The sequence below is a fragment of the Streptococcus sp. 517s genome (assembly GCF_054445985.1).
Map to the genome: position 1 here is coordinate 1,077,652 of NZ_CM136847.1, position 11,401 is coordinate 1,089,052.

13 protein-coding genes and 1 other annotated feature are annotated in these 11,401 nt (G+C 41.6%); of the genes, 1 reads left to right on the top strand and 12 read right to left on the bottom strand.

What is annotated here, in order from left to right; all coding sequences use genetic code 11:
* The first annotated feature begins 3 nt into the window (after nt 1–3).
* Nucleotides 4–474 carry an arginine repressor gene (locus ACVX3R_RS05480; RefSeq protein WP_007519472.1) on the top strand — a complete coding sequence of 157 codons (471 nt, stop codon included), beginning with the start codon at nt 4–6 and terminating at the stop codon, nt 472–474.
* 35 nt (nt 475–509) lie between these two features.
* On the opposite strand, the gene ACVX3R_RS05485 is transcribed toward ACVX3R_RS05480, so the two are convergent.
* The 12 genes from ACVX3R_RS05485 to trpX all read right to left on the bottom strand — a co-directional run bounded on the left by ACVX3R_RS05485 (nt 510) and on the right by trpX (nt 11,024).
* Nucleotides 510–674, bottom strand: coding sequence for a hypothetical protein (locus ACVX3R_RS05485; protein ID WP_000502578.1), 165 nt, complete (start codon nt 672–674; stop codon nt 510–512).
* Between the two features lie 9 nt (nt 675–683).
* Nucleotides 684–1,994, bottom strand: coding sequence for a GTPase ObgE (gene obgE, locus ACVX3R_RS05490; protein WP_458794489.1), 1,311 nt, complete (start codon nt 1,992–1,994; stop codon nt 684–686).
* 71 nt (nt 1,995–2,065) lie between these two features.
* Nucleotides 2,066–2,200, bottom strand: coding sequence for a DUF4044 domain-containing protein (locus tag ACVX3R_RS05495; protein ID WP_000863851.1), 135 nt, complete (start codon nt 2,198–2,200; stop codon nt 2,066–2,068).
* Between the two features lie 30 nt (nt 2,201–2,230).
* Nucleotides 2,231–2,419 carry a PspC domain-containing protein gene (locus ACVX3R_RS05500; RefSeq protein ID WP_000735791.1) on the bottom strand — a complete coding sequence of 63 codons (189 nt, stop codon included), beginning with the start codon at nt 2,417–2,419 and terminating at the stop codon, nt 2,231–2,233.
* Nucleotides 2,420–2,439: 20 nt separating this feature from the next.
* Nucleotides 2,440–3,765, bottom strand: coding sequence for a glycosyltransferase family 4 protein (locus tag ACVX3R_RS05505; RefSeq protein ID WP_458794490.1), 1,326 nt, complete (start codon nt 3,763–3,765; stop codon nt 2,440–2,442).
* Nucleotides 3,766–3,773: 8 nt separating this feature from the next.
* Complete coding sequence (locus tag ACVX3R_RS05510; protein WP_458794491.1) at nt 3,774–4,817, bottom strand: glycosyltransferase family 4 protein; 1,044 nt, start codon at nt 4,815–4,817, stop codon at nt 3,774–3,776.
* A gap of 112 nt (nt 4,818–4,929) precedes the next feature.
* The gene (locus tag ACVX3R_RS05515; RefSeq protein WP_000331934.1) at nt 4,930–5,259 is read right to left on the bottom strand and encodes a metal-sulfur cluster assembly factor; all 330 of its coding nucleotides are present in this window, start codon (nt 5,257–5,259) and stop codon (nt 4,930–4,932) included.
* A 14-nt stretch (nt 5,260–5,273) separates the two neighbouring features.
* Entirely contained in the window at nt 5,274–6,383 is a 1,110-nt protein-coding gene (rpoD, locus tag ACVX3R_RS05520; protein WP_000201893.1) for an RNA polymerase sigma factor RpoD, read from the bottom strand.
* Nucleotides 6,384–6,385: 2 nt separating this feature from the next.
* Nucleotides 6,386–8,146, bottom strand: a complete 1,761-nt coding sequence (gene dnaG / locus ACVX3R_RS05525; protein ID WP_458794492.1) for a DNA primase — start codon at nt 8,144–8,146, stop codon at nt 6,386–6,388.
* 195 nt (nt 8,147–8,341) lie between these two features.
* A complete protein-coding gene (locus ACVX3R_RS05530; protein WP_458794493.1) occupies nt 8,342–9,100 on the bottom strand; it encodes an ABC transporter ATP-binding protein in 759 nt (252 codons plus the stop codon).
* Complete coding sequence (locus ACVX3R_RS05535; protein ID WP_458794494.1) at nt 9,097–9,963, bottom strand: ABC transporter permease; 867 nt, start codon at nt 9,961–9,963, stop codon at nt 9,097–9,099. Before ACVX3R_RS05535 ends, ACVX3R_RS05530 begins: the two co-directional genes overlap by 4 nt.
* A gap of 65 nt (nt 9,964–10,028) precedes the next feature.
* Entirely contained in the window at nt 10,029–11,024 is a 996-nt protein-coding gene (gene trpX, locus ACVX3R_RS05540) for a tryptophan ABC transporter substrate-binding protein (RefSeq protein WP_220106940.1), read from the bottom strand.
* A gap of 116 nt (nt 11,025–11,140) precedes the next feature.
* Nucleotides 11,141–11,357 (bottom strand) — a binding site (T-box leader).
* Nucleotides 11,358–11,401 lie beyond the last annotated feature (44 nt).

Consider the following 11,401-nt stretch of genomic DNA (forward strand, 5'->3'; position numbering starts at 1 on the left):
CTTATGAACAAATCTGAACACAGACACCAACTTATTCGTGCCCTCGTTTCAAAAAATAAAATCCATACCCAAGCGGAATTGCAAGCCTTGTTAGCCGAAAACGATATCCAGGTTACACAGGCTACCTTATCACGCGATATCAAAACCATGAACCTTTCAAAAGTACGAGAAGAAGACAATTCTTACTACGTGTTAAATACAGGCTCTATCTCCAAGTGGGAAAAACGTCTCGAAAATTATATGGAAGATGCTCTTGTTATGTTGCGTCCTGTCCAACACCAAGTTATTTTGAAAACCTTACCTGGTTTAGCCCAATCATTTGGATCTGTAATTGATTCCTTGGACTTTCCAGATGTCATTGCAACGCTTTGTGGAGATGATGTCTGCATGATTATCTGTGAAGATGCTACAAAAGCGCAAGCTTGTTTTGAAAGCCTTAAAAAATACGCACCACCATTTTTCTTTGGCGAATAACACAAATCCCGTGACCAAAAGATCACGGGAATTTTTTATTTCTTTGACTGTGTTTCTTCTTTCTTTGTACGTGCCAATCGAAGAGCACGTTTAGGATTGAGACGATTAAACAATTCTTCTAGTTTCTTTTCATTCCACACATCTGCTGCAGAAACAAAATTTCCATCTGCATCTCGGAATGATATCGGTTTATCTCCCATATCAATCTCCTAGTCTACAAATTCAAACTCAAATTTACCGATGCGGACCAAGTCGCCATCTTTGGCACCACGTGCACGAAGAGCTTCGTCAACTCCCATACCACGAAGCTGACGGGCAAACTTCATGACCGATTCGTCACGGTCAAAGTTGGTCATGTTAAAGAGTTTCATGAGTTTTTCACCAGAAAGTACCCATGTCGCATCATCATCACGACTAATCTCAAAGGCTTTTTCTTCCTCGTCAAAGCCGTAGTACGCCTCTTCTTCCATATCGGATTCATCATAAATCGGAAATTCTGGAGTCTTGTCCAACAATTCAGCTGTCGCATCCAAAAGAGTTGCCAAACCTTGCTTGGTCAATCCAGAAATAGGGAAGATGGCTGGAAGTTCCTCAAACTCGTCGTAGTTTGCTGCCAACTTTTCCCTGAAAGTTTTAAGATTTTCCTGACTTTCAGGCATATCCATCTTGTTGGCCACGATGATCTGCGGACGTTCCATGAGACGAAGGTTGTAGGATTCCAATTCTTTATTGATAGCAAGGTAATCCTCATAAGAATCACGACCTTCGCTAGCAGACATATCGATGACATGGAGGATGACTCGTGTACGTTCGATATGTCGAAGGAACTGGGTTCCAAGCCCAACACCTTGACTGGCACCTTCAATCAAACCTGGAAGGTCTGCTACTGCAAAAGATTCACCTGACTGCGTACGAACCATGCCCAAATTAGGGACAATCGTCGTAAAGTGGTAGGCACCGATTTTTGGTTTGGCTGAAGTGATGACACTGAGCAAAGTTGACTTTCCGACAGATGGGAAACCGACTAGACCAACATCTGCTAGAATCTTCAATTCCAGTTGTAACTCACGTTCTTGACCTGGTTCTCCATTCTCAGAGATTTCAGGCGCAGGATTTTTTGGTGTTGCAAAACGGATATTCCCACGACCGCCTCGACCGCCATGAGCCACGATAAATTCTTGACCATGTGCAATCAAGTCTGTAATGACTTTACCTGTTTCTGCATCACGTACAGTAGTTCCCTGTGGCACACGAACACGAAGGTCTTCTGCACCACGTCCATGCATTCCTTTGGTCATTCCTTTTTCACCGGAATCAGCCTTGAAATGACGGTTATAGCGGAAATCCATCAAGGTACGTAAGCCTTCGTCTACCACGAAAACAACGTTACCTCCACGTCCACCATCACCGCCCCAAGGACCGCCATTAGGGACATATTTTTCACGGCGAAAAGCAACCATGCCATCGCCACCATTACCAGCCTTGACCTTGATCTTAGCTGTATCTAAAAACATACTCATATTTTCTTCTCACTTTAAAAAGGCTGGGGAGAACCCAGTCATTAGTTATTGTTTCTATCCTCGTAGCTTGCTTAGAATCTACTAAAAGCTCCAAGCGCAGTTGCAAAGATACCAGCAAGGGTTACAAACAACATGATGAGCACGACAACAAGTGTCACTTTCTCAAACAATGTTTTTTTACGTTTTCCATTATCTCCAAAAGCCATAACTTCTCCTTTTCACTTTATAATTCTAAATTAATAGTCTGTCGAAACCGGTGCAACCACCCATAAAATGATGTAAGCAAGGATTCCTGCTCCATAACAAAATGCAAGAACACCCCAAACAACACGAACAATTGTTGGGTCAATATCAAAATAATGGGCAACTCCTGCACAGACTCCACCAATTATTTGGTTTTTTCCACTTCGCATTAATTTTTTCATAATATTTTCCTCTTATTCTATTATTTGAATTCATCTTTCCAATAATCTCTGATGCTGGATAATTGCTTCCGAGAAGCCCGTAAAATACGCTTAGACTCTTTTACTGGACTTGTAACAGCCTGTTGGGGTAGATATAAAATCGTTTTCAAAAAGCGCTGACTGGCAGGTTTCCCATCATGTAATTCATGTTCAAAGTTATTTGAGATAATGGCATCAAGGTAAAACTCATGTACTCGTTTTCCAAAGTTCTCAGCCGAAATTTCGTACAACTTATCCGCCAACTTTTGTTCAGACATATCAGGAGTAGCAATCAATGCTTCAAGGATAGCTCCTGCAAGCTCTCGTTCTCCATAATAGAGGGTTCCAAACATTTTGTCACTGATCAGGTTATCAAGATAGGGGTTGCCATGAGCGATAACAGGCGTTCCACTGGCTAGACTCTCTAGATAAGTCAATCCTTGGGTTTCACTAGTGGAAGCAGAAATAAAGAAATCTGCAGCCTTATAGTATAGGGCTGTCTCGCTTGGAGCAATCATACCTGTAAAAACCACATGTTTTTGCAGGTTTAATTTCACTGCTTGCTCTTTCAGACTGTCCAGATAAGGACCGTCTCCAGCAACGACCAGCTTCACTTTATCTTCTTCTTTCAATACTTCAGCAAAAGCATCTAGGACTGCTTGGATATTCTTCTCAAAGGAAATACGCGAAAGGCTCAGTAGCATTTTCTCGTCTTCCTGAATACCTAACTTCGAACGAAGTTCTTGCAAGTTTTCCTCTTTAATCTCAGGTCGTTCAAACTTAGCTAGCTCAATTCCGGTTGGAATGACACGTTTTTCAACCTTCACTTTGTATTTAGATAAAAGGTCCCGAACAATCTCGCTAGGGCAGATTACTCCATCTACATCACGAAGGAAACCACGTACCAGATATTTTACCATACTCGGACGAATTAGCATGCCCTTAGCAATATAATGCACATAGTCTTCGTACTGGGTATGGTAGGTATGGATAACAGGAATTCTCAATTCTCGTGCAATCCAAATTCCTAATAATCCAAGTGAGAATTCTGTCTGAGTGTGAATGATATCTAGCTGATACTGCTTGGCGATTTCAAGTGCCTTTGTAAAACCTCTATAGGCAAATCGTCGATCTTTAAATGCAAAGAAAGGAACACTCGGAATTCGAATAATTTGCCAATCCTCGTAGCGGTTCACATCTTTATCTGTTGTTGTAAAGATAAAAACTGCATGGCCTTGCTTCTCAAGCTCTATCTTCAAGGTTCGAATACTGGTCGCAACCCCGGAAACCTGAGGAAAATAGGTGTCTGTAAATAAACCAATTCGCATAGATTACCTCACTTTTTACCTAGAGCAGCCTGTTCCCGATAAAATTTTAACCAAATTCCCAGTAAACGCTCTTCTGAATACTGCTTGGATATCCTTTTCGCTTTTTCTTTCAATTCTTTCAACGCTTCAGGATTTTCTTTATATTCTAGGATTGCTTCTCTCATCTCAGAGACATCACTTGTAGCACGATAATCTCCCTCAAGAATGACCTTATACAGGTTCAAATCCCTTAACATAATAGGAGCCTCGCAACTAGCTGCCTCTAAGATGGTCATAGGGAATAGTTCATTATAGCTAGGTAGTAAGAACAAATCAGCTAAAGCATACAGTTCCCGCATCCTCTCCGGTGACACAATACCTGGGAAAATTAGATTTTTAGGTGGATTGTCCATAATCTTCTTATAGCGTTCATAACCATCTGTTATTCCACCAAATGAAAAACCACCCGCCCAGATAAAGGTAATTTCTGACAATTCTTCAGCAAGACGGATAAAATCATCAATCCCTTTTCGTTTCTGAACCTGGCCCGCACCGACCACGACAAACTGATCTTTTGCGAGATCCATTTCTTCACGAAGTTGTGCAACTTGTTCAGCTGGTAATGGATGCCATTTTTCTTTATTTACAAAATTGGGAATATAAGTTATTTTTTCTCGTGGAATACCCGCAGCAACTAGATCCTCGATAAACATGGGATTAACCACCACCAAGTGCTCCATCCGATTGTAAAAGGAAAAAACATAGCGTTTGACAATTCCTTTTAAGAAAAATGGAATTTTCAAACTCCCCTCGAGTGTCTCAGGCAAGAAATGCACATAGCCAACCTTTCTCCCAGAGCGTTTCTTTTGAAATGTGGATAAATAATAGGGGAAATCAATGGTATGAAAGTGAGTTACATCCGCTTCTACAGGGAGATTCTCTGTAACAATCAACTGGTCTTTTGCATCACGGTGAAGGAGACTCACCAATTCACGGTAGGCTCCTGACACTCCTTGACCAGCCACTTTTTCACTTGAACTTAGCATATTAATACGCAATTTTTTGTTTTCCATACTACTCATTATACCATTTTATTTCAAGAAAATCAGTAAAAGAAAGAAGAGACCAGAGGAAAATGGAGGAGCCCCTCTCTTTTCCAATCGTCTCTCGCAATTTTCCAATTGATTACTTAATTCCTAGGGCGATACGCGCATAGCGACTCATTTTTTCAACCGTCCAGGCTGGATACCAGACCAATTTGACTTCGATATTGGTTACCTCAGGCACCTCTGTCATCGCATCGTGTATCTGGTCTGTTAAGAGGTCAGCCAGTGGGCACCCCATAGTTGTCAAGGTCATATCAATTTCCGTGTGACCTGTTTCACCATCAAAACGAATCTCATAAATCAAACCTAAGTTGACAATATCAATTCCCAACTCAGGGTCGATGACCTCTTCCAAGGCAGTCAAAATACGAGTTTTAATCGTTTCAATTTGCTCTTCTGTATAAGCCATGTTATTCCTCACTCTTAGTCTTCAATAAAATCACGAAGGGGTTTGCTACGACTTGGTTGGCGCAATTTTCTCAAAGCCTTAGCCTCAATCTGACGGATACGCTCGCGAGTCACGTTAAAGACTTTACCAACATCTTCAAGAGTACGCATTTTCCCATCGTCCAAACCGAAGCGCAAGCGCAAGACGTTTTCTTCACGATCTGTAAGTGTATCCAAGACTTCATCCAACTGCTCACGCAAAACGATACGAGTTGTGTAGTCTACTGGATTTTCAATCACTTCGTCTTCGATAAAGTCCCCAAGATGGCTATCGTCCTCTTCACCAATCGGTGTTTCAAGTGATACTGGCTCTTGGGCGATTTTCAAGATTTCACGCACCTTGTCAGGTGTCATATCCATACGTTCAGCGATTTGTTCAGGAGTTGGATCTTGACCCAATTCTTGAAGGAGATTCCGCTGTTCACGGACAAGCTTGTTAATGGTTTCAACCATGTGAACAGGGATACGAATGGTACGGGCCTGATCAGCGATGGCACGGGTAATCGCCTGACGAATCCACCAGGTTGCATAAGTAGAAAACTTGAATCCTTTTGAGTAGTCAAACTTGTCCACGGCCTTCATCAAGCCCATGTTTCCTTCTTGAATCAAATCGAGAAACTGCATGCCACGACCTACGTAGCGCTTAGCGATAGAAACTACCAAACGAAGGTTGGCCTCTGCAAGACGTTGTTTGGCTTCGATATCACCAGCCTCAACTGCTAGTGCCAATTCTTTTTCCTCTTCGTTGGTCAAGAGAGGAACGACCCCGATTTCCTTCAAATACATACGGACTGGATCATTAACCTTGGCAGAAGTTGAGCCAATCAAGTCCTCATCACTGAGTTCTGGTTCTTCTTCTGTACTAAGGACACGTGCACTTGGATTCCCTTCGTTATCCGTGATAGAAATTCCAGCATCCTGAATCCGTTGCAAAAGGTCTTCAATGCCGTCTGCATCTAAAGTAAAAGGAATCACCAAACTTGAGTTGATTTCATCGTCTGTTGCTGTTCCCGTTTTTTTGTGGTTACGGATAAAGTCTGCTACTTGCACATCAAATGTGGTTACTTCTTTTTGTTTTGTTGCCATTATTACTCCATTCTTCTCTTTTGGGAAATCAATCGTTGCAATTCTTCCAAGGCTGTGTCTGTATCTCCTAGATGACTAGCTTCCTGCACTTTCTTTTTAATTCGTAAGTTGTCCTTGCTGAGGAGAGCACGGTTTCGAGTCGCTTCTACTTCTACTAGCTCCTGAGGAGACATCTCAGCTGGCAAATCTAAACCAAGAACATGGTACCAGGCATTTTCAACCTCAGGAGTCTGATGAGAAAGTTCCTCTGATCCAATTTCTCCCTCTACATTTAATAATTCGTAAAGAATCTGAAATTCTGGGGTATCAAATAAAAAATCTTCCCTTAATCGGTAGTCATTTAAAACAACTGGATTCTCTGCCATCCTATAAAGGAGATGAGCCTCTGCTCTCATAACTGCTGTCAGTTGACGCGTCACAGGTAAACTAATCGCTACTGGTGTAGGTTGCTCCTTGACCCTCTCCTGCCTTTGAACAATGCGACTTTCATTTACAATCTGTTCTACCTGCTGGTAATCAAAGGAAGGTAGATTATCCGCCAGAATGTGGATGTAAGAATTCTGGGCAGTGATCGACTTTTCTTTGGCGATTAAGGGCGCAATCTTTTCAATGAACTCGATTTGTGCTTGCAAATTATCACTATTCTCAGGTTTGAGTTGGTGAATATAGAACTCTATGGGACTGATACGTGTCTTGGTTAAGAGGTAGGCCAAATCTTCAGGAGAATTCTTTTGCAAATACTCATCTGGGTCCATGGCATCAGGTACTCGAACAACCTCCACTGAGAAATCTTTTAATTCTTCCAGAGCTTTGGCTGTCGCTGCCTGTCCTGCCTTGTCACCATCATAGCTGAGAACTATCTTTTTGGTGAAGCGTTTGAGGTGATCAACATGCTCCTTGCTTAAGGCTGTTCCCATGGAAGCTACAGCATTTTCTATACCAGCACGATAGGCTGCGATCACATCCATGAAGCCTTCCATCAGATAGAGCTCTGTAATCTTACCTGTTCCCTTTTTTGCCTTGTCCAAATGATACAATTCGTAACTCTTGTTAAAAATTGCAGTCGAGCGACTATTTTTATATTTGGCAGTCTGACTATCCATTTCTTGCCAAATACGACCTGAAAAGGCAATAACCTGCCCCTTGTCATTGGTCAAAGGAAAGATGATCCGTCCAAAAAAAGTATCATAAAATTGATTACCATCTGACAAATAAAACAAGCCCGAATCCAGTAAATCCTTTTCCTCAAACTTGCCAGATAAACGTTGGTAAAGATAGTTTCTCTCGGCTGGAGCTAGTCCAATCTGGAAGTGCTTCAGAACATCATCCGTCAATCCACGTTTGTAGAGATAAGCCCTTGCTTCTTCTCCCATTTTGGTCGTCATGAGGATTGCATGGTAAAAGCGTGCAGCTTCTTCATGCATTTCATATAGTGCTTGATAAGGCGAAGCTTGTTGAGGACGAGACTGGACAGGAATAGCTAGTTGAATACCGACGCGCTCACCTAAGAGCTGAACGGCTTCTATAAAGGACACACCTTGATATTCTTCGATGAACTTAAAGACATCTCCTGAGCGCCCACAGCCGAAGCAATGGTAAAACTGCTTGTCTTCCACAACGTTGAAAGAGGGGGTCTTTTCACCATGAAAAGGACAGAGCCCTAAATAGTTCCGTCCAGCCTTTTGTAAAGAAATCACGTCACCTATGACTTCCACAATGTTGGCATTGTTTTTGATTTCTTCAATGACTTGCTTGTCAATCATACACAATACCTCCATCTTATCATAGTTTCACGTAAACTAGTATAGCTTATTTCTGAAAAAAAGTAAACCATTTCATACGCTTTCCGTAATTCTCTTTGCCTTATTTTTCTAGATAGAAAGAGGAGATAAAAAACTCAGAAACACTTCCGTACTTCTAAGTTTTTCTTTACCATTTTTTATGAACAATTCTCTACTTTACTCAAATAATTGATAGTAGTCTGAGATTTTCATCTTAGCTTTTTCTTCTTTATTGAGGTCTTGGATGATACGGCCTTCCTTCATAACAATCAGACGATTTCCATACTTCAGCGCATCTTCCATATGGTGGGTAATCATCAAGGCTGTCAGATGATCTTTTCTGACAAAGTCATCTGTTAACTCCATCAATGCAACACTGGTCTTTGGGTCGAGAGCTGCTGTATGTTCATCCAACAAGAGCAACTCTGGTCGCTTTAAGGTTGCCATCAAGAGACTCAAGGCCTGACGTTGACCACCTGATAGAAATTCAATCGGAGTGTCCAGATGTTTTTCAAGGCCATTTCCCACTTTTTCAATGGTAGCCTGAAACTCATCCCTATGACTTGATAGTCTTCTAGGCAGGAGCCCTCTCTTCTCACCACGAAACTTGGCAATCAAAAGGTTTTCTGCAACGGTCATACGTGGAGCCGTACCCATTTTAGGATCCTGAAAGACACGAGACAAGTACTTAGCCCTCTTTTCAGGTGAAAAATGCGTCACGTCCTCGCCCATGATGCGGATACTTCCGCTTGTTAAAGGTAAGGTCCCTGCAATAGTGTTAAAAAGAGTTGACTTCCCAGCTCCATTTCCACCTAGGATGGTAATGAAATCATGTTCAAAAATTTCAAGAGAAACATCATTTAGAATGATTTTTTCCTCGTCAAAGCCATTCGTGATGACTTTGGTAGCATTTTTTAATTCTACAATTGCTGTCATTTGCTAAACTTGACTCCTTTCAGGTATTTGCTTTTGAAGGTTGGAATCATAAGGCAAACTGCCAAAATCAAGGCGCTATATAGTCGTAAATAGCTCGTGTTAAATCCAAGAGCAATCACTCCCCAAATGAGGAACTGATAAGCGATAGAGCCTACAACGATGGTCATGAGTCGCTCTGCCAAGGTCAAACTCTTGAACAAAACCTCACCAATAATCAAGCTAGCAAGCCCTACGACAATCACTCCAATTCCTCGAGAAACATCTGCATATCCTTCTTGTTGAGCAATTAAGGCTCCTGCAAGCGCGATAATTCCATTTGAAAGAACCAAACCCATGAGTTCCATACGACCAGTATGGATTCCAAAACTACGAGCCATATCGGGATTGTCACCTGTAGCGATGTAGGCCTGACCTAGTTTGGTATCAAGGAAAAAGAGCATAAGGCCAATAACAATAGCTACAAAGATTAATCCAGTCAGGAGTTGGTTAAGGTCTGAATCAAAAGGCAAGACATCCTGAATTTGCTTGGTTCCAAGAAGCCCCAGATTGGCACGTCCCATAATCATGAGCATGATGGAATGGCAAGAAGTCATTACTAAAATTCCTGATAAGAGGGTTGGAATGTTTCCTTTGGTATATAAGAGTCCCGTCGCCATTCCAGCTAGACAGCCCGCACCTACTGCAGCTAAGGTCGCCAAAAACGGATTGACTCCCTGCGTTATCAAGGTTACAGCTACTGCTCCTCCTAGAGGAAAAGAGCCTTCAGTAGTCATATCTGGAAAATTCAAAATTCGAAAAGTCATAAAGATTCCCAAACCTAGAATCGCCCAGACCATCCCCTGAGAAATAATGGATACTATCATAATCTTTCACTCATTTCTTTCTTTAGTAAAAATGGGAGGAGATGTCTCCAACTCCTCCTTTATCTTTATTCAATCACTTGTCCTGCTTCTTTTAGAACGGACTCAGGAATGGTGATACCAAGTTCCTGCGCTAGTTTTTTGTTAATCACTGACTTACCAGTTGAGAAGACATTAACTGGCGTATCAGCTGGTTTTTCGCCTTTCAAAACTTTGGCAATCATTTTACCAGTAGCCACTCCAAGATCGTGTTGGTCAACTACTACAGATGCTAATCCACCTGCTTCTACCATGGCAGTGGCACTTGGGTAGATTGGCTTTTTAGCTGTTTGGTTGCTTGAAACAACTGTTGAGAATGCGGATGCAATGGTGTTGTCAATTGGAACCCAAATCGCATCGACCTTGCTTGTCATGACATTAACTGTTGAAGCAATTTCGTTAGTCGATGGAACAGCAAATGTTTCGACTGTCAAACCTGCTTTTTCAGCATAAGCCTTGAATTCTTCTACCTGTGTTTTTGAGTTATCTTCGCTACTTGAGTAGAGAGCGCCGATTGTTTTGACATTTGGTGTGAGGGTTTTAATCAACTCTACTTGTTGTTCAGCTGGGTTGTGATCTGACACCCCTGTGATGTTGCCACCCGGTTTTTTCAAATCTTTAACCAAGTTAGCACCGATTGGGTCTGTAATAGCAGCCATGATAACTGGTAGATCTTTAGTAGCACTAGCGAGTCCTTGAGCTGCTGGTGTTGCAATCCCAACAACAACATCGTTTCCATTTGCCACCAATTGTTTACTCATGGTTGCAACCTTGCTCTGATCGCCTTCAGAGTTCATAAAGTCGATTTTTACCTGGTCGTCCTTATATCCTTCTTCAGCTAGTCCATCTTGAATCCCCTGATAAATCAAGTCCAAAGATGGGTGACTAACAAATTGAAGGACCCCAACCTTAGCAACCTTTTGATCTTCCTTAGCTGCAGGCTTGTTCATTGATGAATAAATCAAACTAGCCACCACCAATACTGCTAATCCAGCGATAATTCCAATCAAACGTTTATTTTTCATATTCTTTCTCCTTTTAAATCACTTGTATAATGCTCTTTTCAACAAAACAAGCGACGCCATCGTTTAAATTTCATAATCTTTCCTCCCATAGAAAAAGTCCTCACACAAAAAACTTGTGTGAGGACGTCGATGCGCGGTGCCACCTCAATTATAGGGAATATCCCTATCGCTCTTTCTCGCATTCACGAGTTGCACTGTAAGGTGTGCTCACCGAATTTTTATGATTTCAAATTCTTTATAACATTCAGCCCAATTTTCATCACTTTCATCTATCTGCTTTCACCAACCACAGACTCTCTTAAAAATGAGCATGATTACTTTCTGAATGTTTAAATTATATCATTTTTCATTTATTTGTCAAGACTATTTTTAGAATT